Source organism: Gemmobacter fulvus (assembly GCF_018798885.1).
Lineage (GTDB): Bacteria > Pseudomonadota > Alphaproteobacteria > Rhodobacterales > Rhodobacteraceae > Gemmobacter > Gemmobacter fulvus.
Map to the genome: position 1 here is coordinate 1,646,316 of NZ_CP076361.1, position 21,231 is coordinate 1,667,546.

Sequence of the window (21,231 nt, forward strand, 5' to 3'; positions counted from 1 at the left end):
TCCCGGAGCGCATATCATGACCAAAGCCCCCCTTTTTACCTCGGTCCTGATTGCAGGCTGTGTGATCCTTCTGCTGAACTTCGCGCTGCGCGCCAGTTTCGGCATGTTCCAGATCCCGATCGCCACCGAGTTCAACTGGCCGCGTGCCGAATTTTCGCTGGCCATCGCCATTCAGAACCTCGCCTGGGGCATCGGGCAGCCGATCTTTGGCGCGCTGGCCGAACGCTTTGGCGACCGCAAGGCGGTCATCCTCGGGGCCTTCACCTATGCGCTGGGTCTGGTGCTGTCGAGTTCCGCCGTCACCCCGTTGCAGATGCAGCTTTATGAGGTGCTTGTCGGCTTTGGCATCGCGGGCACCGGCTTTGGCGTGATCCTGGCTGTTGTCGGTCGCGCCGCCTCGCCGGAAAACCGCTCCATCGCCCTGGGCATCGCCACCGCCGCAGGCTCTGCCGGTCAGGTGGTCGGCGCGCCGCTGGCCGAGTTTCTGCTGCAATCCTATCCGTGGCAGACCGTCTTCCTGATCTTTGCCGCGATCATCCTGACCACGCTGCTTTCCCTGCCCTTCATGCGCTCGCCACAGATGGCCACCCGGACTGAGCTGGAAGAAAGCCTGGGCGCCGTGCTGAAACGGGCCTTCACCGACCCGTCCTATATCATGATTTTCCTCGGGTTTTTCTCCTGCGGTTATCAGCTTGCCTTCATCACCGCGCATTTTCCCGCCTTCGTGACCGAAATGTGCGGCCCGATTGATCCCAATGGCCCCCTGGCCGCCATGGGCATTTCCTCCACCTCGGCACTGGGGGCGGTGGCCATCGCGGTGATCGGGCTGGCCAATATCGTCGGCACCATCACGGCGGGCATGCTGGGCAAGAAATACACCAAGAAATACCTGCTGGCAGGGATCTATACCGCCCGCACCATTGTCGCAGCGCTGTTCATCCTGCTGCCGATGACCCCGACCACGGTTCTGCTGTTCTCGCTGGCCATGGGGTCGCTGTGGCTGGCCACCGTACCGCTGACCTCCGGGCTGGTCGCGCATATCTACGGGCTGCGTTATATGGGCACGCTCTATGGCTTCGTGTTTCTCAGCCACCAGATCGGCGGCTTTCTGGGCGTCTGGCTCGGCGGCAAGATGTATGATCTGACGGGCGATTACACGCTGGTCTGGTGGATCGGTGTCGGCGTCGGGGCGTTTTCGGCCATCGTGCATCTGCCGATCCGCGAACGCCAAGCCATCGCCCAACCCGCCTGATGCGCGCCGGAATTGCCTGCCTCGTCGCCGCCTATGTGCTGAGCCAGTTCTACCGCGCCTTCCTCGCGGTGCTGGCCCCGGTGCTGAAAACCGAACTGGGCGCCACCGCAGAAGATCTCGCCAGCGCCTCGGGCCTGTGGTTCCTGACCTTTGCCGCGATGCAACTGCCGGTCGGCTGGGCGCTCGATCACATCGGCCCCCGCCGCACCACCATCGCCTTGCTGGCCTTCGGCGGCGGCGGCGGTGCGCTGGTCTTCGGCATGGCCACCACCCCCATGGCGATCAAACTCGCCATGGCACTGATCGGCATCGGCTGCGCGCCGGTGCTGATGGCGAGCTATTATATTTTCGCCCGGCAATTCCCGCCCGCCGTCTTTGCCACCCTCGCCAGCGCGATGATCGGCTTCGGCAGTCTTGGCAATATCGCGGGCAGCCTGCCGCTGGCTTGGGCGGTGCAGGCCTTTGGCTGGCGCGAAACCATGCTCGGCCTTGCCGTCACCACCTTGCTGGTGGCCGCCCTGCTGGGTCTGCTGCTGCGTGACCCCGACCGGGTCGAGGGCGGCAGCAAAGGCTCGGTTCTGGATCTGCTGAAAATGCCCGCGCTCTGGCCGATCCTGATCATGATGTCGGTCTGTTACCTGCCCGCCGGGGCCCTGCGCGGGCTGTGGGTCGGCCCCTATTACGCCGATGTCTTCGGCGCCGATACGGCGGCGGTGGGCTGGGCAACGCTGGTGATGGGTCTGGCAATGGTGCTGGGCAATTTCGCCTATGGCCCGCTGGACCGGCTGTTCAGAACCCGCAAATGGGTGATTTTCGGCGGCAATCTGGCCTGCGCCGCCGCCCTGCTGGCGCTCTGGGCCCACCCCGAGGCCGGCGGTGGCACCACCCTCGCCCTGATTGCGGCCGTGGGCCTGTTCGGCTCCAGCTTTGCCATTGTCATTGCCCATGGCCGCGCCTTCTTTCCACCGCATCTGATGGGGCGCGGCGTCACGCTGCTCAATCTTTTCGGCATCGGCACGGTCGGCGCGGCGCAGATCCTCACCGGTCGCGTCCATGCCGCGATCCCGCCCACCCCGCCCTCCGCCCCCTATGCCGCGCTGTTCCTGCTGTTCGGTCTGGTCCTGCTGGCAGGCTGCCTGATCTATCTGATCAGCCAAGACCGCACGGATTGACCGCGCAGAGGCACCTTTCCCTTTCATCTTGGCTCAAATATCCTCGCCGAAGGCTTCCGCACTCATCGCCAGGCGCATCGCATGATCCTGTTCCCTGCTGAATACAGCGCCCGCAAAGAGGCGGTTTTCGCGGCCTTGGCCGCCATTGACGGATCTGCACGCCGCCTGCCGATGATCCCGCTCAGCCTGCGCGACCATGCCGAAACACCGGCGCGGGTGGCCGAGGCGCTGCATCGCGCCAAACGCCAACCGAAGAACGCCCTGCTCCGCTGGCTCAAGCGGCAGCTGATCCGCGGGCAATACAATTGGGCGCGCCGTTATTTCACCCGCCACCCCGATCACATCGCGCTGGCCTGGAACGGCCTGACCGGATCGCGCATGGCCTTCATGCTCGCGGCCAAGGATGCGGGCGCGCCCACGCTTTATGCCGAGCTTGCCCCGCTGCCGGGGCGCATCACGCTCGATCCGGCCGGGGTGAATGCCGAAGGATCGGTGCCGCAGGATCCGGCCTTTTTCCGTGACTGGGCCCGAACCCACGGAACACAAGGCTGGCGGGACATCGGCGCGGGGCTGACCGCCCGCGCCTCGCGCCGCGCCGATGTCGGGCAAAGCGATGCGCCGCTGCCCGACACGCCCTTCCTGTTCTGCCCGCTACAAGTGCCCGATGACAGTCAGGTAACGCTGTTTGCGGGCTGGTGCGGCGGCATGTCGGGCTTTCTGGCCGCACTGGCTCAGGCGGCGCAGCGCCTGCCCGAGGGCTGGCATCTGCGGCTCAAGGAACATCCCTCGGCCAAGACCCCGCTGACCCCGCTGCTGGCACCGCTGATGGCCTCGGGCCGCGTCGTGCTCGACAATGCCAGTGACAGCTTTGCCCAGATCGCAGCCTCGCGCGGGGTCGTCACGCTCAATTCCTCGATGGGGTTGCAGGCGTTTTTCCATGACAGGCCGGTGATCACGCTGGGCCGCGCCTTCTTTGCCTTGCCCGGTCTGGTTCAGGTGGCAGACAGCCAGACCGCGCTGGACAGCCTGTTCGCCGATCCCGCAGGGCTGCACTATGACGAACCGCTGCGCGCCGCCTTCCTGACCTGGCTTGACCGGGTCTATTACCCGCGTTTCAGCCATGCCGCAGGCCAGCCCGCAGCCTTCGACCGTGACGCATTCGCCGCAAAGCTGGATCAAGCGCGCACCATAGCCCGGCTGCGCGCAGAAACCCTTCCCCCCCGCCCCCCTTTGCGGTAAGGGGCAGCGTCACTTTTGACACTTAGGAGGGTCCCCGATGGGCTACAAAGTCGTCGTCGTTGGTGCCACGGGCAACGTGGGCCGCGAAATGCTGAACATCCTCGCCGAGCGCGAGTTTCCGGTGGATGAGATCACTGCGCTCGCATCGCGCAATTCTCTGGGCACTGAAGTCAGCTTCGGGGACAAGACTCTCAAGACCAAAGACCTTGCCGATTTCGATTTCACCGGCTGGGACATCGCCTTTTTCGCCGTTGGCTCCGAAGCGACCAAGACCTATGCGCCCAAGGCCGCAAGCCAGGGCTGCGTGGTGATCGACAATTCGTCGCTCTACCGCTACGACCCTGATGTGCCGCTGGTCGTGCCCGAAGTGAACGCGGCGGCGGTCGATGGCTACAAAAAGAAGATGATCATCGCCAACCCCAACTGCTCCACCGCGCAGATGGTTGTGGCGCTGAAGCCGCTGCATGACCGCGCGCGCATCAAGCGGGTGGTCGTGGCCACCTATCAATCGGTGTCCGGCACCGGCAAGGAAGCGATTGACGAGCTGTGGAACCAGACCAAGGGCATGTACGTCCCCGGTCAGGAAGTGGCCCCGAAGGTCTATCCGAAGCAGATCGCCTTCAACGTGATCCCGCATATCGACGTGTTCCTGGACGATGGCTCGACCAAGGAAGAATGGAAGATGGTCGCTGAGACGAAAAAGATCCTCGACAAGAACATCAAGTTGACCGCGACCTGCGTGCGCGTGCCGGTGTTCGTCGGCCATTCCGAAGCGATCAATATCGAGTTTGAAGAGCCGCTGGACTGGCAAGAGGCGCAGGACATCCTGCGCGAAGCGCCGGGCATCCTCGTGGTCGACAAACGCGAGGCCGGTGGCTACATCACCCCGGTCGAATGTGTGGGCGAATATGCCACCTATATCAGCCGGATCCGGCAAGACAGCACCGTGGAAAACGGCATCTCGCTGTGGTGCGTGTCGGACAACCTGCGCAAGGGCGCGGCGCTGAACGCGGTGCAGATCGCCGAAGTTCTGGGCAACCGCTGCCTGAAAAAAGGCTGACGCCCCGCCATCTGACAGCAAAAAGCCCCGCTTTGCGGGGCTTTTTTTCATGGGCGGTTCAAAACCCCAGCTGCACCGCGATGGAGAGGCCCGGTACCCGCAACTCCGCGTCGGAAATCCACAAATCGCCACTGTCCAGCGCCAGCAGGCAGACTCGCCCGCCTTGCGGGGCCGCCACCTTGCCCTGCCGCAACACCTGCACCTGCGGCGCAGGCAGACCGCGCGCCACCATCACGTTGAAATCCATCGACGGCGCGCTCACCCGCTCGGCCCGGATCGGCACATCCCCCGGAAACGCCACCGGCAGCAGCGGATCACAGCGCAGAAGCAGCCCATCGCCGTGCAGATCAAAGCCCGGCCCGTCGATCACCGTCAGCACCCGTTCGATCCCCGGAAAGATCGAAAACGCGCCCGGTTCCACCACCGCCGCCATGGAGAGGCGCAGCCGCATCCCCTCGGGTCCGTCCTCGCGCAGCATTTCAACCGTCTGCCCCTTGCCATTGGCCCAAGGCATCACCCGATAATCGGCCCGTGTCAGATGGATCATTCCGCCGCCCCAATCATTTGCGCCGTTTCGGGCGCGAGTTCCTCGAAATCAAAATTATCCAGACGCCGCGCCCGCTTGCCAGCCTTTTCGGACGAAATCTTGATCTCTTCGATATCCTTGGCCGCCTGCCCGAAGTGCCGGTCCAGATTGCCCACCCGATCGCCCAGACGCTGCACATCCTTGTAAAGCTCGGCCAGTTCCCTGCGGATGGCCCCAGCCTGCTCGCGCATCCGCGCATCTTTCAGCACCGCCCGCATGGTGTTCAGCGTGGCCATGCAGGTGGTGGGCGAGACGATCCAGACCCGCGCGGTAAAGCCATCGCGGATCAGTTCGGGGAAATTGGCGTGTAACTCGGCATAGACGGCTTCCGACGGCAGGAACATCAGTGCCCCATCCGCCGTTTCGCCCTCCAGAATGTATTTCTCTGAAATCGCCTTGATATGCGCCCGAACCGAGGTGCGCAGCAGCCGGGCCGCTGCCTCCATCTCGGCCGGGGTCTGCGCCCGGCGCAGCGCCTCATAGGCCTCCAGCGGGAATTTGCTGTCGATCACGATGGGCCCGGGCGGATTGGGCAGATGGATCAGGCAATCGGCGCGCTTGCCGTTGGAAAGCGTGGCCTGCATCGTATAGGCATCTGCGGGCAGTGCCTTCAGCACGATGTCGTGCAGCTGAATTTCGCCAAAGGCGCCACGCGTCTGTTTGTTCGACAGAATATCCTGCAAGGACAAGACGTTGCCCGACAGTTTCTCGATATTGGCCTGCGCCTTGTCGATGGTTTCCAGCCGCTGATGCAGATCGCCAAGACTGCGCGCCGTGCGCACCGAATTGCCTTGCAGGCTTTCGCCCATCTGGCGCTGCACCTCGGCCAGACGCTGTTCCATCACCTGCAACATCGCGGTCTGGCTGACCGCCTGCGCCTCGGACACATGATGCAGGCCGCCGGCCAGCCGCTCTTGCCCGTCAGACAGCGATTGCACCCGCTGGCCCAGCCAGCCCATTTCGCGCAACAGCGGTTCGGTCGATTGCGCCGACCGGCCTGCCGCGCGCAATACCAGCAGCAGCAGGCCCAGCACTGCCAGCACCACCCCGGCAACGATCAGCACCAGCGGATCATTCCACGCAACCACCATATTCCCGATCCTGATCATCTGCGCCCGAACAGCCGTTCAATATCGGCCAGTTGAAGTTCCACATAGGTCGGGCGGCCATGGTTGCACTGGCCCGACAACGGCGTCGCCTCCATCTCGCGCAGTAGAGCGTTCATCTCTTCGGCGCGCATCTGGCGGCCCGAGCGGACCGAGCCATGGCAGGCCATCCGGCTCAGCACCGCGTCGATCCGGCCTTTCAGCCGGTCCGATGTGCCCAGATTGGCCAGATCATCCACGATGTCGCGGATCAGCGCCGCTGCATCCACCCGGCCCAGAATCGCCGGGGTTTCACGCACGGCCACCGCGCCGCCGCCAAAGGCCTCGACCACCAGACCCAGCGCCGCCAGATCCTCGGCCACGTCCAGCAGCCGGGCCGCATCGGCCACCGACAGTTCGACAATCTCGGGGATCAGCAGCGCCTGTGCGGCAATGCCGCTGTCCGCCGCCTGCGCCTTCAGCCGTTCATAGACCAGCCGCTCATGCGCGGCGTGCTGGTCGACGATCACCATGCCCCGCGCCGTCTGCGCGATGATGTAGTTTTCATGCAACTGCGCCCGTGCCGCCCCCAGGGGCCGCGCAGTCAGATCCGGCTCGGCCGGGGCCACCGCCGCCACCCGCGCCGAGGGCGCTTCGGCAAAGCCGAAATCCTGCGGGGCCTGCGCCACATAGGCGCGGGTCAGGCTGGTCTGGCTTGGCCGGTCCATCTGATAGATGCGCGAGGCGGGTGCTGCGGGTTCAGGCTGAAACGCCGCCAGCGTTTCAGCGGCCACCGTGCTGGAGGCGCGGTGCCCTGCCCCCGCCAGTGCCTGCCGCAGGCCCGACACGATCAGGCTGCGCGCCGTGCCCGGTTCACGGAACCGCACCTCAGATTTTGCCGGATGCACGTTCACATCCACCCGCTCGGGGTCGCAAACAAGGTTCAGCACCGCCGCCGGATGCCGGTCCCGGCTCAGCACATCCATATAGGCGGCGCGCAACGCCCCGAACAACATCTTGTCCAACACCGGGCGGCCATTCACGAACAGGAACTGCGCCACCGAGGATCCGCGCGAATAGGTCGGCAAGGCGGCATAACCGACCAGCGCCAGCCCCTCGCGCTCCAGATCAATGCGCAGCGCATTTTCCGCGAAATCCGCCCCGATCACGCGGGCCAGCCGCCCATGCAGCGCATCGAAGAAATCGCCGTTTTCCGGGTCAGCCCGGAACACAACGCGCCCCTCACCGCCGCCCGACACATCGCGCAGGGTAAAGCCGACATGCGGCTCCGCCATGGCCAGCCGTTTGACCACATCGGAAATCGCGCCCATCTCGGCCCGGTCCGAGCGCATGAATTTCAGCCGCGCGGGCGTCGCGTAGAACAGATCGCGCAGTTCGACCACGGTGCCGCGCGTCAGCGCCGCAGGCCGCACCGCACCCATGCGCCCGCCCTCTACCGCAAGGCTGACGCCCTCATGCCCTTCGGCGCGCGAGGTCAGGCTGAGCCGACCGACCGCGCCCAAAGACGGCAGCGCCTCGCCACGAAAGCCGAAGCTGCGGATGTTCAGCAGGTCTGACCCGTCGATCTTGGAAGTGGCGTGGCGGCTGAGCGCAAGCGGCAGATCCTCTGCCGTCATGCCGCAGCCATCATCGGTGACACGGATCAGCGTCTTGCCACCATCGGCATAGTCCACCGTGATCCGCCGCGCGCCCGCGTCCAGCGCGTTTTCCACCAATTCCTTCACGGCAGAGGCCGGACGTTCCACAACCTCACCCGCCGCGATGCGGTTGATCGCGGCCTCGTCCAATTGTCGGATCACCGGACGCGCGCCGTCGGGCCGCGTTATCTTGGGGGTATCAAGCATCATGCCCCCACAGCTAGCATGGGGGCACAGATTCGGCCACAGGCTTAGGGGCCGGTCACCACACCATCCGGCTGCCCCACCACCACGATGCGCAGGCCGTCCGGGCGCACCAGACGCTTCGCCACGCGGGCCACATCCGCCAGCGTCACCGCCTCGATCCGGGCGTTGCGTGTGGCCGGATAGTCGGTGCCAAGGCCCTGCATCTGCATCCCCACAAGGATATTGGCAATCGTGCCATTGCCATCAAACCGCAGCGGATAGGCGCCGGTCAGATAGGTCTTGGCGGCAGCGAGTTCATCGGCGGTGATGCCCTCAGCGGCTTTTGCCCATTCCGCGCGCAGAATCGTGATCGCCTCGGCGGCGGTGCGGTTGTCGGTGGCAAACTGGCCCATCATCAGATCGGCCTGATCGTAATCGGCCAGATAGGTGCCAACCCCATAGGTCAGGCCACGCTTTTCGCGCAGCTCGGTCATCAGGCGCGATGAAAACCGGCCGCCGCCCAGCACTTCGTTCAGGATGAAGGCCGCGAAATAGTCGGGGTCATCGCGGGGGATCCCCTCATGCCCGAACATCAGCACCGCTTGCGGGGTCGGAAAGTCCTGCACCGTCACGCCGCCGCTCAGCGCCACGGGTGCGGGGCCCGGCAAAGGGGCGCCCGTGGCGGGCAGCCCGCCCAGCAGATGATCCAGCAGCGCGCCCAGCTCCTCTGCAGTGATATCGCCCACCGCCGAGACATAGATGCGGTCGCGGGCCAGCGTGCCCTGATGTGCGGCCAGAATGTCATCTCGGGTCAGCGCCGTGACCGAATCGACCGTGCCATCCCCTGACGACCCGTAGGGGTGATCGCCAAAGGCCAGCCGCGCGAAAGCATCGCCCGCAATCGTGCCTGGATCCTTCAGATTGGCCCGGATGTTGGACAGAACCTGCCCGCGCACCCGCTCCACCGCGTCGGCGTCAAAGCGCGGATGCGTCAGCGCAAGCCGCAGCAGTTCCGCTGCCTTCGCCCGGTTTTCGGTCAACATCCGCGCCGACACCGAAATGGCATCGGTCGAGGCGCTGAACTTGAACTCCGCCGCCAGCGCATCGCGGCTTTCGGCGAATTTCTGCGCCGACATTTCTGCCGCGCCCTCTTCGATCAGCGCCGTCATCAGATTGACCGCGCCGCGCTTGCCCGGCGCATCGGTGGCCGTGCCGCCCTGAAAGCGGATCTCCAGCGCGGTAAAGGGGATGCCGTGTTCCTCGACCAGCCAGGCCTTGATGCCCCCCGGCGAGGTCACCTCCTGAATGGCGATTTCGGCCCGGAGCGGCAGGGCGATCAGCGCGAACAGCGCGAACAGACGCCAGATCATTGGGTTTCCTCCGTCAGCAGCCAGCCGGTCACGGCGCGGCGGCGGTCCAGCACCTTGCGCGCGGCCTCCATCACCGCATCCGGCGTCACCTGTTGCAGCGCATCCGGCCAGGACTGCACATCCTGAACGGTCAGGCCGGTGGTCAGCGCCTCGCCATACATCCGCGCCAGCCCGTCCACATCATCCTTGGCATAGACCTGCGCCGCGCGCAGTTGCGTCTTGATCCGGTCAAACGCCGCCGGTTCGGGGCCGGTGGTCAGAAAATCGGCCAGAACCTTGTCCAATGCGGCCTCGGCCTCTTCCGGGCTCACCCCCGGCAGCGGCGACAGGCCCAGCCCGAAGGTGCCACTGTCCAGCCCACCGCCATCATAATAGGCATAGGAATAGACGGCTTTCGGATCGTTGAATTGCAGCGCCTTGGCCAGCAGGCTGGTGGTGCTTGATCCGCCCAGCAATTCCGCCAGAACCGTCAGCGCCGCCGCTTCGCCCTGATCGCCGCTGCGACGGGCGGGCGCAAGATAGCTGCGCTGCATGAACGGCTCCGACACCCGCGCATCTGCCATGGTCAAACGACGCTCGGCCAACTGCGGCGGCTCCATCGGGCGCTTGCGGGGAGGCAGGTCGGCAGTGGGCGTGATCGGACCATAATGGGTCTGCGCCATCTCGCGCACCTTGGCCGGATCCACATCGCCCGCCACGATCAGCACGGCATTGTTGGGCGCATAGAAGGTTTTGTAGAAAGCTTCGGCCTCGGCCCGGCCCAGACCCTCGATCTCGTGCCGCCAGCCGATGATCGGGATGCCGTAGGGGTGATTGAGGTATTGCGCCGCGCGGGCCTGTTCGGAAAACAGCGCGCCGGGATCACTGTCGACCCGCTGATTGCGCTCTTCCAGAATCACGCCGCGTTCGGTCGCCACGACATCATCGGTCAGTTGGAGGTCGCGCATCCGCTCGGCCTCAAGCCCCATCATCAGATCGAGCCGGTCTGCCGCAACACGCTGAAAATAGGCGGTGTAATCCCAACTGGTAAAGGCGTTGTCATTGCCGCCCTGCGCCTCGACCGTGTCGGAAAACTCGCCCGCCGCCAGATCGTCGGTGGCCTTGAACATCAGATGTTCAAAGAAATGCGCGATGCCGGAATGGCCTGCGGGTTCATCGGCTGCGCCCACGCGATACCAGATCATCTGCACGGCCACAGGGGCGCGGTGATCCTCGATCACCACCACCTGCAAACCATTGTCCAGCGTGAAATCCGTCACAGTTTCGGCCAGCGCCCCGCCTGCCCCGCATACGGCCCAGACCAGACTACCCCACAAGAATTTACGCATCACCGCCTCCACCCGTGTCGCCCCATAGCTACGCGGTGGGGCGGCAGGGTCAAGCGGCGCTGACGGAGTGTTTACTCACTCGCCCGACGCACGCGGCGGGGCAGATGGGGTGGCCACGCCCAGCCTGCGCCAGCGTGCCAGCTCGGCATGCTGATCCAGCGACATCGGTGCATAGGCGCGGAAATAGACGTTCACGTTGAACACCCGTTCCAGCAAACGCCCGTCATTCTTGCGCCGGTATTCCAGATCTTCGGCCGCCAATTGGCCGCGGATCCCCGAGGCCACGCCCATCCGCGTTGCCTGTGCGACCAGCGCCGCATCATTGCTGCCCGCCCCCGGACGCCCGCCCAAGGCGACGATGGCGTCGGCCTCTGGCGTGGGGTCGGTGCGGTTGACACCGCCGGGCGTGGGCACAGGAAGCTGGGCCAGCGTTTCGGGCATTTCCAGCGGCTTGGGCGGCAGGATGGCAAATTCATCCGGGCCGTTGCCGGTGGATTGCAGGTTCATCAGCTCTGGCGCGGCATCGCTGCCACAGCCCGCCAGCGTCAGAGCAAGCGCTGTGGCTCCTGCCAGAATGGCCCCCCGTGCTGCCTGCATCGTCTACTCCCGAAACTGCGTCCCATTGTCTTTAGCGCAAAGGCGCGGGCGCGTCACGGGGTCTTTCGGCGCTTGGTGGTTGCCGGCTTGTCGGTGCCGGTAAACAGCACAAGCCCCGCTGCCCCCGCGAAAATCGCAATATCCGCCACGTTGAACGCATAGGGGTTTTCAAAGCCGCAGCAGGACATGTTCAGAAAATCCGCGACGGCCCCATAGGCCACGCGGTCCACCACATTGCCCAGCGCCCCGCCGATCAGCACGCCCGCCGAAGCCCGGGCCCAGGGGCCGTGCTTTGACCGCGCGGTCCAGCGCCAGACCCAGGCCACGATCACCAGCGACAGGGCGATCAGCACCCAGCGCATGACCCCTGCGCTGCTGGCAAACAGCCCGAAATTCACACCCTGGTTCCACGCCATGCGGAAATTGAGCAAGGGCGGGATCACGTCGATCTCGCCCCGCTCGCGCAAGTTCAGCCCGAAAACCACAGCAAGTTTCGTGGCCTGATCGACCACGAAAATCACCAGCGCAATCAGTGCGACCCGTTTCATCATCAGTGCCGGAAATGCCGCTGGCCGGTGAACACCATCGCCAGCCCCGCCGCATCCGCCGCCGCGATCACCTCGTCATCGCGCATGGAGCCGCCGGGCTGAATGATCGCGGTCGCCCCCGCCTCTGCCGCCGTGATCAGACCATCCGCAAAGGGGAAGAACGCATCGGATGCCACGACCGAGCCTTGGGTCAGCGGCCCCGGAAGGCCCATCGCCTCGGCCATGTCCTGCGCCTTGCGGGCAGCGATTCGCGTGCTGTCGACGCGGCTCATCTGGCCCGCGCCCACGCCGACGGTGGCCCCGTCCTTCACATAGATGATCGCGTTGGACTTGACGTGTTTCGCCACGGTCCAGGCAAACAGCAGATCACGCAATTCGGCCTCGGTCGGGGCGCGTTTGGTCACGACCTTCAGGTCGGACAGCGCCACATGGCCATTGTCGCGGTCCTGCACCAGAAAGCCGCCCGCAACCTGCCGCCAGGCAAGGCCCTTGGCTTTCGGATCGGGCAGGCGGTCGGTGGTCAGCAGGCGCAGGTTCTTCTTGGCCGCAAACACCGCGCGCGCGGCCTGATCGGCGCCGGGAGCAATCACGACTTCGGTGAAGATTTCCACGATCTTTTCGGCGGTCGGCCCGTCCAGCGGCTGATTGAGCGCGATGATCCCGCCAAAGGCCGAGGTGCGGTCGCAGTCAAAGGCGCGGGCATAGGCTTCGGCCAGCGTTGCGCCTTGCGCCACGCCACAGGGATTGGCGTGTTTGATGATGGCGCAGGCCGGGCCTTGCGCCGGATCGAATTCGGCCACCAGCTCGAACGCCGCGTCGGTATCGTTGATATTGTTGTAGGACAGCTCTTTGCCCTGCCATTGCCGCGCCGTGGCCACACCAGGGCGCAGCGTGCCATCGGTATAGAAGGCAGCCTTCTGATGCGGGTTTTCGCCATAGCGCAGGGTCTGGGCCAGCGTGCCCGCAAAGGCGCGGCGGCGCGGGGCCTCATCCTTGATCGCGCCCGCCATCCAGGCGGAAACAGCGGCGTCATAGGCCGCCGTGCGCGAATAGGCGGTCAGCGCTAGCTTCTGCCGGAACCCGTAAGAGGTGGCCCCGCCATGCGCCTTCATCTCGGCCAGCAGCGCGTCGTAATCCTGCGGATCGGTGACGACATTCACAAACTTGTGGTTCTTCGATGCGGCGCGGATCATCGCCGGGCCGCCGATGTCGATATTCTCGATGCAATCGGCATAGGAGGCGCCGCGCGCCACGGTCTGTTCAAACGGGTAGAGGTTGACCACCAGCAGATCAATCGGCTCGATCCCATGCGCGGCCATGGCGACCAGATGTTCATCATCGTCGCGCAGCGCCAGCAGACCGCCGTGCACCATCGGATGCAGGGTTTTCACCCGGCCATCCATCATCTCGGGGAAGCCCGTCACCTCAGCCACATCGCGCACCTTCAGCCCGGCGGTGCGCAGTGTCTGCGCGGTGCCGCCGGTAGAGATCAGCTCCACCCCCATCGCGGCCAGCGCACGGGCCAGATCCAACAGGCCTGTCTTGTCGGAAACCGACAACAACGCCCGCCCGATATGGACAAGGTTCACAGAGGCAGCGGGGTTGTGCATGGGCTTTCCCTCCAGATCACGGGCGGGATGTGGGATCATCCCTGTCAAGGTCGCGGATGGCGAGCGGAGTATCCTGTGCTTTTGCCAAGGTCCAGCCGATCCGGGCCTGAAAATCCTGTAAAACAGCGGTCAGCATGATCTGTTTTGCCGCACGCGGCATCAATCGGCCTTTCTCAAGGTAAACCGATGGCTCCAGCGACAGTTTCGCCAGCCCGTCATGGCGCAGAACCCAGATCTCACCCGAGCGCAGCGCCATCGAAACCGCCGCACCGCCCATGTCGATTTCGGCATCCACGTCGGGATGCAGATGAAAGCGCAGGGCAAAGCGAATCCCCTCGCCCGCGCGTTTCAGCACCGAGGAGAGGCGGGCCTTGTCCTCGGCGGTTTCCGCCGCCAGCAGGTCAAGCCCGGCCAGATGCCGGCCATCGGTGCTGAGCGTGAGATCGCGGAAATGCACCAGCCCATGCGTGGAACGCCAGCCCGCATGCCCGGCCAGCAGGTGCTGGCCTTCGGCGGCGGCGCCTTGCCGCATCATCACCACCCGCGCCCGATCCTCCAGCACCTCGCGCCCGTCATGGGCAAAGCGCGACGAGGAAAACCCCTCGATCGCCAGGGTGGAATGGCTTTGCGTGGCGCGGCTGGCGCGGTGCCAATCGGCCCCGAACGGCGCGCCGGTGCCGCAGCTGACAATCAGCGGCCTGCGCCCCGAAGTCAGCTCGAACGCCAGTGTCGCCGCATGGGCCGAGGCCCCGGCCCGCCCCGCCGGGGGATCGGCGGCATCCACGATCACTGTGCTGCGACCGCCTGCAAGGCGCGCAAACCCCATCGACAGGCCCGGATGCGGCAGCGGTTTGACCCCGGCGCTGGCCAGAGCATGATCCAGCCGCCCTTCCAGCCCACGCCCGCCACCATGAAACCGTGCGAGGCCCCCATCCGCATGGCGCAGCGCGCGCAGCGTCGGTGCAATCCGCTCGATCGCCGCCAGATGCGCCGCAGGTACGATGCGCCCGGCATCGGTCAGCGCCTGCGCGGCCCAGGTCAGCAGGGTGAAAACTTCCAGCAATTCTTCGGGATTGCGCGTCGGGATACCGCCTTCGGCATCCACCTCGCGTTCACATTCCCGCGCCAGCGCCGCCGCCGCCGGATCCACATGGCCCTCCATGCCGATCAGGGCGAGCCCGGCATAGATCAGCCCGGTCAGCGCCTCGAACCGGGGCAGCCCCGGCGAGGCCGCCTGCCAGCGCGCCGCCAGAAACACCGTCTGATGCGACAGCGCGTGATAATAGGCCAGCGCCCGCGCCCGATCCTGCCCGCCCAGCAGCAGAATGGCGTGGTTGATCCAGCGGATCAGCCGTCGCCCGGTCAGATCCGGCGACCAGCCCGGCCCCTGCCCGCGGCCATAGCGCGCAATCCAGCCAAAGGTCCAATCCTGCGCCCGTTTCCTGGCCCCCGGATCGCCCACTGCCGCCAGATCATCCAGCCAGCCATAGCCCTGCAACTCCGCCTCGAACGCCGGGCTTGGTTTTGCAATGTCCCAGATGTCCAGCCCCGGCGCTTCGACGAGATGCCCGGCGAACAGGAAATTCCCGGCGACAAGCTGTTTGCCACGCGCATAGAGCCCGATGGTGCGTGGCTCCGGCTGCGAGACGAAGCCCGCCGCAGGCTCGGCCCGCGCAGCACGCCGGGCCGCAAGGCGGTTCATCGCCTGCACCCAAGCCTCCGCCCACCATGCGCTCCGAGCGACGCCCGTCATGCCCTACTCACCTGTTCTGATACCGCCTGTCGCCCAATGCCGGGTCTTGGCCGCACCATAGCCGCCATGTGCCGCGCTGTCACCGCAAAAGCCCGCGAGGGGGCTGGACCTTGCCTGCCGGTGCCGCCAAACTCAGCACAACAGGAGCTGCCAATGACCCTTTCGCTGATCTTTGACCTTGATGGCACGCTGATCGACAGCCTGCCCGACATTCACGCGGCTATGAACCGTGTGCTGGTGGCGCGGGGTTCGGCCCCGCTCAGCCGGGCGCAGGTGCAGGGGTTTGTCGGCAAGGGTGCCCCCAACCTTGTCGCGCGCTGCGTCGAGGCCGGGGGGGATGCGCCGGATGGCCCGGTCTATGCCGAGGTTCTGGCCGCGTTTCTGCGGGAATATGAAGATGCGACCGGCCTGACCACGCTCTATCCCGGCGTCGTTGCGGCGCTGGAGGCCCTGTCGCGCGCCGGATATGCGCTGGGTCTTTGCACCAACAAGCCGCTGGCCCCGACCATGGCCATCCTGCGCCATCTGGATCTGGCACGATTCTTCCCGGTGGTGATCGGCGGCGACAGCCTGCCGCAAAAGAAACCCGATCCCGCGCCGCTGTTCGAAACCCAGCGCCGCATGGGCCGCGCCGACATGATCTTCATCGGCGACAGCGAGGTGGATGCGGCCACGGCGCAGGCGGCGGGTGTGCCGTTCCTGCTTTACACCGAAGGGTATCGCAAAGGTCCGGTCGACACGCTGCCGCACAGCGCCAGCTTTGCCGATTTCAAGGATCTGCCGGGCCTGATTGCGCAGATCACCGCGCCAGCCGCACCATGAAAAACCCGTCCATGCCGCCGCGCCCGGCCCAATAGTCGGGGCGAAGGCGCAGGGCACCGGCCTCGGTCAGCCATGCCGGATCCATGCCGGGCACCGCCGCAGGCTCGACCCGCAGGCCAGGATGACGAGCCAAGGCGGCGGCCAGTTGCGCCTCGCCCTCGTCGGGCAGCAGCGAACAGGTGCAATAGACCAGCCGCCCGCCGGGTTTCAGCCAGCCCAAGGCGCGATCCAGCAGCGCCGCCTGCAAGGGCACCAGCTCCGCCAGTTCCGAGCCATCCTTGATGAAGGGCAGATCGGGGTGGCGGCGGATCGTGCCGGTGGCGGAACAGGGCGCATCCAGCAGAATCGCATCAAACTGCCGCTCTGGCTGCCAGGTCAGCGCATCGGCCACCACGACCTGCGCCGAAAGTCCCGTGCGGGCCAGGTTTTCACGCAGACGGCCCAGCCGCGCCTCGCTGATGTCCAGCGCCGTCACCTCGGCCCCGGCAGCGGCGAGTTGCAGCGTCTTGCCACCGGGGGCCGCGCAGAGATCCACCACCGCCTCGCCCGGCTGGGGTGCGAGCAATGGCACCGCAAGCGCTGCCGCCGCATCCTGCACCCACCACGCCCCTTCGGCGTAACCGGGCAGGGCCGACAGCTGCCCCGCCGAGGCCAGCCGCAGGCTGCCGGTCGGCAGGGGTTCGCCTGCCAGATCGCCCTGCCAGCCGGGTTTCACGCTCAGATCCACCGGCGGCACCTGCGCCTGAACCGCCTCCATCGCGGTCACGGCCTCGCGCCCCCAGGCATCGACCAGCGGTTTGCGCAGCCAATAGGGCAGGCGCTGCGGCGGCAGTTTGGCAAAAGGGGCCTCCAGTGCCGCAACCTTGCGCAGCACCGCATTGACCAAGCCCGAGAAGGCCCCGGCATGGCGGTCATTGCGCACCAGCGTCACCGCTTCGTTCACCACACCATGCGCCGCTTCGCCCTGTACCAGCTCGACCACCGCCAGCCGCAGCACATTGACCACCAGCAGCGGCGGGGTCTTGCGCAGGAAGGGTTTCAGCACCCGGTCGGCCTGTTCGACATGGCGCAGCACCAGCGCGGCAAGCCGTTGCGCCCGGGCGCGATCTGCGGGCGACAGGGCCGCCAGCGGGGCATCCACCTGCCCCAGCAAAGCCCCTTCGCCCAGCACCTCATTCAGCAGATGAACTGCCGCCGCCCGCGCCGTTTTCGCCATGATCCGCCCAAACCTTGTTGCCTTGCCCCCGCGCCGTATATCATGGCCAAGGCCCAAGCAAGGAATCCGCAGATGAGCGATACGTCCCACCCCGATCTTCCCGCCGCCGCCCTGCGCGCGCTGGCCGAAGCTGAAGAGCGCCGCCGCGCCGCCGAGGCACAGCCCCTGCCGACCGAACTCGGCGGTCGCAAGGGGCCGGAGCCCGTGCGTTATGGCGATTGGGAAAAGAAGGGTCTGGCGATCGATTTCTGATCGCGGCTCAGCGCAGCCGGAACTCTGCCGAATCGCCTGCCCCCTGATCGACGGTAAAGCGCATCTCGTTGCCGCGCGCCTCGACCAGCTGGCAGTTGTAGGGGATGGGCTTGCCGCTCCAATCCATCTCGCGGCAGAAATACCCGTCCTGCCAGCGCCAGGTGCCGGTGATGCCCCAACCCAGCGCAGAGCCTTCGATCCGGCCATCGGGCAGCACTTTCAGCCCGATTTTGAACAGGCCAAGACGCAATTCCCGGCCTTCCAGCAGCCGCAGGAACTCCGCCTTGTCGCGCACCGGCTGAAACTCGTCTGCCAATGCGGGAAAGGCGAAGGCCGAAACCATACAGACAACACTCCAGCGAACCATGGCAACCCCTCCTGTATCCTTGCAACCATACGCAGCAAGGCCAGAAACGGTTCACATCCGGCAGAGGCCCATCGGTTCACGAAAAAGCGATCAGAGGCCCAGAACATGCATCATGTCATAGGCGCCCGGCCCCTTGTCCTGCCCCCAGAGTGCGGCCCGCAGCGCGCCCCGCGCGAAAATACTGCGATCCGTCGCCACATGGCGCAGAATGATCCGCTCGCCCTCGCCCGCGAACAGCACATCATGTTCCCCCACGATGTCGCCGCCACGAATCGCGGAAAACCCGATGTCGCCCCGCGTCCGCGCGCCGGTGATACCGTCGCGGCCCGCATCGCGCACGGCGTCCAGATCAACGCCACGCCCTTCAGCAGCGGCCTGCCCCAGCATCAGCGCGGTGCCCGAGGGCGCATCGACCTTGCGGTTGTGATGGGCCTCGATCACCTCGATGTCCCAATCGGCATCCAGAGCCTGCGCCACCTTTTTCGTCAATGTCACCAGAAGGTTGACGCCAAGGCTCATATTGCCCGCCCGCACGATCACCGCATGACGCGCTGCGGCGTTGATCTTGGCCAGATGCTCCGGCTCCAGCCCGGTGGTGCCGATCACATGCACCGCCCGCGCCTGTGCGGCCAACGCTGCAAAGGCCACCGTCGCGGCGGGCGTGGTGAAATCAATCACCGCCTGCGCCTTGGCAAAGGCCTCCAGCGGGTCATCGGTCACCACGACGCCCAGCGCCGCACCGCCCATGGCCTCGCCCACGTCGCGGCCCACCCAGGGGTTGCCGCTGCGCTCCACACAGCCGACCAGCCGCGCCTTGTCCGAGGCCAGCACGGTGCGGATCAGCATTTGCCCCATCCGCCCCGATGCGCCCGTGATCACGATCCCCGGCATGTCGCCCATGGCCCTGTCTCCTCTGGTTTTCCTGCCCATACCGCGCCCGGACGCGCCGGAAAAGCCCGCCGTTGCAGGCGCGCGCCAAAAGCCCTACATGAAGCGCATGTCGAAAAACCGTTCCTCCTCGGGCGAAGGCCCCTCTCAGCGCCAGTTGCGCGTCGGCGAATTGATCCGCCGCACGCTGTCTGATGTGCTGTCGCGCGGCGAGATCCATGACCCGGATCTGAACCGCATGTCGATCACCGTGGGCGAAGTGCGCCTGACCCCCGACCTGCGGGTGGCCACGGCCTATGTGATGCCGCTGATGGGCACTGTTACGGTGGAAGAGGCGATTACCGCCCTTGCCCGCAACAAATACGATCTGCGGATCCGCGTGAGCCGCGAACTCACCCTGAAATATGCCCCCGATCTGCGTTTCCGTGCCGATGACACCTTTGACCGGCTGGATGAAACGCGACGGCTGTTTTCGGACGAAACCGTGCAGCGCGACATCGCCGCAAAGCCGGAAGCCGATGACGGGGACAATGCGTAAGCTTTTGCTGGCATTGGCCTTTCTGGCCACACCTGCGGTTGCGGCCCCGTGCCAGGAAACCCGGTTTGACGGCGCGCGCTTCACGCTGTGCGAGGTGCCGTTCGGCGCGGATCTGCGGCTGTTCCACAGCGATGCCGCAGGCACGCTTTATGGCGGCTTTGGCAGCATCAACGCGGCCCTCGCCTCCGAAGGCAAGGCGCTTGGCTTTGCGATGAATGCAGGCATGTATCATCCGGGGCGCGAGCCGGTGGGCCTGTTCGTCGAAAACGGGGAGGAGCGGACCCCGATCGTCACCGCCGGGTCGCAGGACAATTTCGGGATGCGGCCCAATGGCGTGTTCTGCATTTCCGACAGCGGCTTTTCGGTGATCGAATCACGGGCCTTTGCCGCGAATCCCCCCGCCTGCCGCTTTGCCACCCAATCGGGGCCGATGCTGGTGATCGACGGTGCCCTGCATCCGCGTTTCATCCCCGGCAGCGACAGCACCTATATCCGCAATGGCGTGGGCGTTTCGGCCGATGGTCAGCGCGCTGTTTTCGTGATCTCGGAAAACCGGGTGAATTTCGATCAGTTCGGGCGGCTGTTCCGCGATGCGCTGAAGCTGCCCAATGCGCTGTATTTCGATGGCAAGATCTCGCGCCTTTATGCGCCCGCGCTGAACCGCGATGATCTTGGCTTTCCGATGGGGCCGATTGTCGGGCTGGTTGTCGCCAAACCCTGAGAGCTGCGCATCTTGACGCGCCAAGGCCCGCCCGATAGCTGGCGGGCTTCGGATTGAGGAGGCGGGCATGGCACGCAAGAAAAAAGGCCGGGTCGTCTCGGGCTGGGTTGTGATCGACAAACCGGCGGGCATCACCTCCACCTCTGTGGTGAACAAGGTGAAATGGGCGTTTGATGCGCAAAAGGCGGGCCATGCCGGCACGCTCGATCCGGCGGCGACGGGGGTTCTGGCCGTAGCCTTGGGCGAAGCGACCAAGACCGTGCCCTATATCACCGATGCGTTGAAATGTTACCGCTTCATGGTGCGGCTGGGGCAATCCACCACCACCGACGATGCGGAAGGCAGCGTGATCGCGCAATCCGATCTGCGCCCCAACGATGCACAGATCGAGGCGGCATTGGTCGCGTTCCGCGGTGACATCCAGCAAGTCCCGCCGCAGTTTTCCGCCGTCAAGGTCGAGGGCGAGCGCGCCTATGATCTGGCGCGCGAAGGCGAACAGATGGATCTTGCCGCGCGCCCGCTCTGGGTGGACAGCCTTGTGTTGATCGCGCGGCCCGATGCCGATCACGTGGAGCTGGAAATGGTCTGCGGCAAGGGCGGTTATGTGCGCGCCATCGCCCGCGATCTGGGCGAGGCGCTCGGCTGCCATGGCCATGTGCAATGGCTGCGGCGCACCTGGTCCGGCCCGTTTGATGCCGATCAGGGCCTGAGCCTTGAGACCCTGGATGCCGGGGCCAAGACCGACGCGCTGGACGCGCATCTGTTGCCGTTGGAACTGGGTCTGGCCGATCTGCCGGAACTGCCCGCCACGCCCGAAGGGGCGGCGCGGCTGAAGAACGGCAATCCGGGCATGGTGATCGCCTCCAGCGCCGGATATGGCGATGAAGCCTGGGCCAGCTATCGGGGCCGCGCCATCGCGGTGGGCGTCTATAAATCCGGCGAATTGCACCCCTCGCGCGTGTTCAACCGCGATTGAGACCTGC

Annotated in this window: 21 protein-coding genes; 9 read left to right on the forward strand and 12 right to left on the reverse strand. The window is 65.7% G+C overall.

Features of this window, described 5'->3' with window-relative positions:
- The first annotated feature begins 16 nt into the window (after positions 1–16).
- From KM031_RS08100 to KM031_RS08115, 4 genes are all read left to right on the forward strand, one after another.
- The gene (locus tag KM031_RS08100) at positions 17–1,252 is read left to right on the forward strand and encodes an MFS transporter (protein ID WP_215506367.1); all 1,236 of its coding nucleotides are present in this window, start codon (positions 17–19) and stop codon (positions 1,250–1,252) included.
- Positions 1,252–2,424 carry an MFS transporter gene (locus tag KM031_RS08105; protein ID WP_215506366.1) on the forward strand — a complete coding sequence of 391 codons (1,173 nt, stop codon included), beginning with the start codon at positions 1,252–1,254 and terminating at the stop codon, positions 2,422–2,424. Before KM031_RS08100 ends, KM031_RS08105 begins: the two co-directional genes overlap by 1 nt.
- Before the next feature lie 81 nt (positions 2,425–2,505).
- The gene (locus tag KM031_RS08110; RefSeq protein ID WP_215506365.1) at positions 2,506–3,663 is read left to right on the forward strand and encodes a capsular polysaccharide export protein, LipB/KpsS family; all 1,158 of its coding nucleotides are present in this window, start codon (positions 2,506–2,508) and stop codon (positions 3,661–3,663) included.
- A 37-nt stretch (positions 3,664–3,700) separates the two neighbouring features.
- Positions 3,701–4,723 (forward strand): aspartate-semialdehyde dehydrogenase, encoded by a 1,023-nt coding sequence (locus KM031_RS08115; protein ID WP_215506364.1) that lies wholly within the window; start codon positions 3,701–3,703, stop codon positions 4,721–4,723.
- Between the two features lie 58 nt (positions 4,724–4,781).
- Here the strand turns inward: KM031_RS08115 and KM031_RS08120 are convergent, their stop codons facing one another.
- The 9 genes from KM031_RS08120 to KM031_RS08160 all read right to left on the reverse strand — a co-directional run bounded on the left by KM031_RS08120 (position 4,782) and on the right by KM031_RS08160 (position 15,444).
- On the reverse strand, positions 4,782–5,270 hold the full coding sequence (locus KM031_RS08120; RefSeq protein WP_215506363.1) for a HutD/Ves family protein: 489 nt from the start codon (positions 5,268–5,270) through the stop codon (positions 4,782–4,784).
- Entirely contained in the window at positions 5,267–6,418 is a 1,152-nt protein-coding gene (locus KM031_RS08125) for a DNA recombination protein RmuC (protein WP_215506362.1), read from the reverse strand. Before KM031_RS08125 ends, KM031_RS08120 begins: the two co-directional genes overlap by 4 nt.
- Positions 6,415–8,262 (reverse strand): DNA mismatch repair endonuclease MutL, encoded by a 1,848-nt coding sequence (gene mutL / locus KM031_RS08130; protein ID WP_215506361.1) that lies wholly within the window; start codon positions 8,260–8,262, stop codon positions 6,415–6,417. Before mutL ends, KM031_RS08125 begins: the two co-directional genes overlap by 4 nt.
- Positions 8,263–8,303: 41 nt before the next feature.
- Positions 8,304–9,608, reverse strand: coding sequence for a M16 family metallopeptidase (locus tag KM031_RS08135; RefSeq protein WP_215506360.1), 1,305 nt, complete (start codon positions 9,606–9,608; stop codon positions 8,304–8,306).
- Complete coding sequence (locus KM031_RS08140; RefSeq protein ID WP_215506359.1) at positions 9,605–10,936, reverse strand: M16 family metallopeptidase; 1,332 nt, start codon at positions 10,934–10,936, stop codon at positions 9,605–9,607. Before KM031_RS08140 ends, KM031_RS08135 begins: the two co-directional genes overlap by 4 nt.
- Positions 10,937–11,011: 75 nt before the next feature.
- The gene (locus KM031_RS08145) at positions 11,012–11,533 is read right to left on the reverse strand and encodes a DUF3035 domain-containing protein (protein WP_215506358.1); all 522 of its coding nucleotides are present in this window, start codon (positions 11,531–11,533) and stop codon (positions 11,012–11,014) included.
- Between the two features lie 53 nt (positions 11,534–11,586).
- Entirely contained in the window at positions 11,587–12,081 is a 495-nt protein-coding gene (gene lspA / locus KM031_RS08150; RefSeq protein WP_215506357.1) for a signal peptidase II, read from the reverse strand.
- A 2-nt stretch (positions 12,082–12,083) separates the two neighbouring features.
- Positions 12,084–13,691, reverse strand: a complete 1,608-nt coding sequence (gene purH, locus KM031_RS08155; RefSeq protein ID WP_215506356.1) for a bifunctional phosphoribosylaminoimidazolecarboxamide formyltransferase/IMP cyclohydrolase — start codon at positions 13,689–13,691, stop codon at positions 12,084–12,086.
- Positions 13,692–13,707: 16 nt separating this feature from the next.
- Positions 13,708–15,444 carry a heparinase II/III family protein gene (locus KM031_RS08160; RefSeq protein WP_246567204.1) on the reverse strand — a complete coding sequence of 579 codons (1,737 nt, stop codon included), beginning with the start codon at positions 15,442–15,444 and terminating at the stop codon, positions 13,708–13,710.
- A gap of 153 nt (positions 15,445–15,597) precedes the next feature.
- Between KM031_RS08160 and gph the strand changes: the two genes are divergently transcribed.
- Positions 15,598–16,266 (forward strand): phosphoglycolate phosphatase, encoded by a 669-nt coding sequence (gene gph / locus KM031_RS08165; protein WP_215506355.1) that lies wholly within the window; start codon positions 15,598–15,600, stop codon positions 16,264–16,266.
- Here the strand turns inward: gph and KM031_RS08170 are convergent.
- Positions 16,244–17,482, reverse strand: coding sequence for an RsmB/NOP family class I SAM-dependent RNA methyltransferase (locus KM031_RS08170; protein WP_215506354.1), 1,239 nt, complete (start codon positions 17,480–17,482; stop codon positions 16,244–16,246). The two genes, gph and KM031_RS08170, sit on opposite strands and share 23 nt — an antisense overlap.
- Before the next feature lie 72 nt (positions 17,483–17,554).
- On the opposite strand from KM031_RS08170, the gene KM031_RS08175 reads away from it, so the two are divergent.
- Entirely contained in the window at positions 17,555–17,734 is a 180-nt protein-coding gene (locus KM031_RS08175) for a DUF1674 domain-containing protein (RefSeq protein WP_215506353.1), read from the forward strand.
- Positions 17,735–17,741: 7 nt separating this feature from the next.
- On the opposite strand, the gene KM031_RS08180 is transcribed toward KM031_RS08175, so the two are convergent.
- Both KM031_RS08180 and dapB read right to left on the reverse strand, forming a co-directional pair.
- The gene (locus KM031_RS08180) at positions 17,742–18,101 is read right to left on the reverse strand and encodes a dihydrodipicolinate reductase (protein WP_215506352.1); all 360 of its coding nucleotides are present in this window, start codon (positions 18,099–18,101) and stop codon (positions 17,742–17,744) included.
- Between the two features lie 90 nt (positions 18,102–18,191).
- On the reverse strand, positions 18,192–19,001 hold the full coding sequence (dapB, locus tag KM031_RS08185) for a 4-hydroxy-tetrahydrodipicolinate reductase (RefSeq protein WP_215506351.1): 810 nt from the start codon (positions 18,999–19,001) through the stop codon (positions 18,192–18,194).
- 97 nt (positions 19,002–19,098) lie between these two features.
- Between dapB and rbfA the strand changes: the two genes are divergently transcribed.
- The 3 genes from rbfA (at position 19,099) to truB (ending at position 21,224) form a co-directional block, all read left to right on the forward strand.
- The gene (gene rbfA / locus KM031_RS08190) at positions 19,099–19,527 is read left to right on the forward strand and encodes a 30S ribosome-binding factor RbfA (protein WP_371879012.1); all 429 of its coding nucleotides are present in this window, start codon (positions 19,099–19,101) and stop codon (positions 19,525–19,527) included.
- Complete coding sequence (locus KM031_RS08195) at positions 19,520–20,248, forward strand: phosphodiester glycosidase family protein (protein WP_246567195.1); 729 nt, start codon at positions 19,520–19,522, stop codon at positions 20,246–20,248. The genes rbfA and KM031_RS08195 overlap by 8 nt, the downstream gene beginning before the upstream one ends.
- Positions 20,249–20,315: 67 nt before the next feature.
- On the forward strand, positions 20,316–21,224 hold the full coding sequence (gene truB / locus KM031_RS08200; protein WP_215506349.1) for a tRNA pseudouridine(55) synthase TruB: 909 nt from the start codon (positions 20,316–20,318) through the stop codon (positions 21,222–21,224).
- The last annotated feature ends 7 nt before the right edge of the window (positions 21,225–21,231 follow it).

Coding starts and splice junctions, on each gene's coding strand:
- KM031_RS08100 (WP_215506367.1), top strand. CDS start 17: ATGACCAAAGCCCCCCTTTTTACCTCGGTCCTGATTGCAGGCTGTGTG.
- KM031_RS08105 (WP_215506366.1), top strand. CDS start 1,252: ATGCGCGCCGGAATTGCCTGCCTCGTCGCCGCCTATGTGCTGAGCCAG.
- KM031_RS08110 (WP_215506365.1), top strand. CDS start 2,506: ATGATCCTGTTCCCTGCTGAATACAGCGCCCGCAAAGAGGCGGTTTTC.
- KM031_RS08115 (WP_215506364.1), top strand. CDS start 3,701: ATGGGCTACAAAGTCGTCGTCGTTGGTGCCACGGGCAACGTGGGCCGC.
- KM031_RS08120 (WP_215506363.1), bottom strand. CDS start 5,270: ATGATCCATCTGACACGGGCCGATTATCGGGTGATGCCTTGGGCCAAT.
- KM031_RS08125 (WP_215506362.1), bottom strand. CDS start 6,418: ATGATCAGGATCGGGAATATGGTGGTTGCGTGGAATGATCCGCTGGTG.
- mutL (WP_215506361.1), bottom strand. CDS start 8,262: ATGATGCTTGATACCCCCAAGATAACGCGGCCCGACGGCGCGCGTCCG.
- KM031_RS08135 (WP_215506360.1), bottom strand. CDS start 9,608: ATGATCTGGCGTCTGTTCGCGCTGTTCGCGCTGATCGCCCTGCCGCTC.
- KM031_RS08140 (WP_215506359.1), bottom strand. CDS start 10,936: ATGCGTAAATTCTTGTGGGGTAGTCTGGTCTGGGCCGTATGCGGGGCA.
- KM031_RS08145 (WP_215506358.1), bottom strand. CDS start 11,533: ATGCAGGCAGCACGGGGGGCCATTCTGGCAGGAGCCACAGCGCTTGCT.
- lspA (WP_215506357.1), bottom strand. CDS start 12,081: ATGAAACGGGTCGCACTGATTGCGCTGGTGATTTTCGTGGTCGATCAG.
- purH (WP_215506356.1), bottom strand. CDS start 13,691: ATGCACAACCCCGCTGCCTCTGTGAACCTTGTCCATATCGGGCGGGCG.
- KM031_RS08160 (WP_246567204.1), bottom strand. CDS start 15,444: ATGACGGGCGTCGCTCGGAGCGCATGGTGGGCGGAGGCTTGGGTGCAG.
- gph (WP_215506355.1), top strand. CDS start 15,598: ATGACCCTTTCGCTGATCTTTGACCTTGATGGCACGCTGATCGACAGC.
- KM031_RS08170 (WP_215506354.1), bottom strand. CDS start 17,482: ATGGCGAAAACGGCGCGGGCGGCGGCAGTTCATCTGCTGAATGAGGTG.
- KM031_RS08175 (WP_215506353.1), top strand. CDS start 17,555: ATGAGCGATACGTCCCACCCCGATCTTCCCGCCGCCGCCCTGCGCGCG.
- KM031_RS08180 (WP_215506352.1), bottom strand. CDS start 18,101: ATGGTTCGCTGGAGTGTTGTCTGTATGGTTTCGGCCTTCGCCTTTCCC.
- dapB (WP_215506351.1), bottom strand. CDS start 19,001: ATGGGCGACATGCCGGGGATCGTGATCACGGGCGCATCGGGGCGGATG.
- rbfA (WP_371879012.1), top strand. CDS start 19,099: ATGTCGAAAAACCGTTCCTCCTCGGGCGAAGGCCCCTCTCAGCGCCAG.
- KM031_RS08195 (WP_246567195.1), top strand. CDS start 19,520: ATGCGTAAGCTTTTGCTGGCATTGGCCTTTCTGGCCACACCTGCGGTT.
- truB (WP_215506349.1), top strand. CDS start 20,316: ATGGCACGCAAGAAAAAAGGCCGGGTCGTCTCGGGCTGGGTTGTGATC.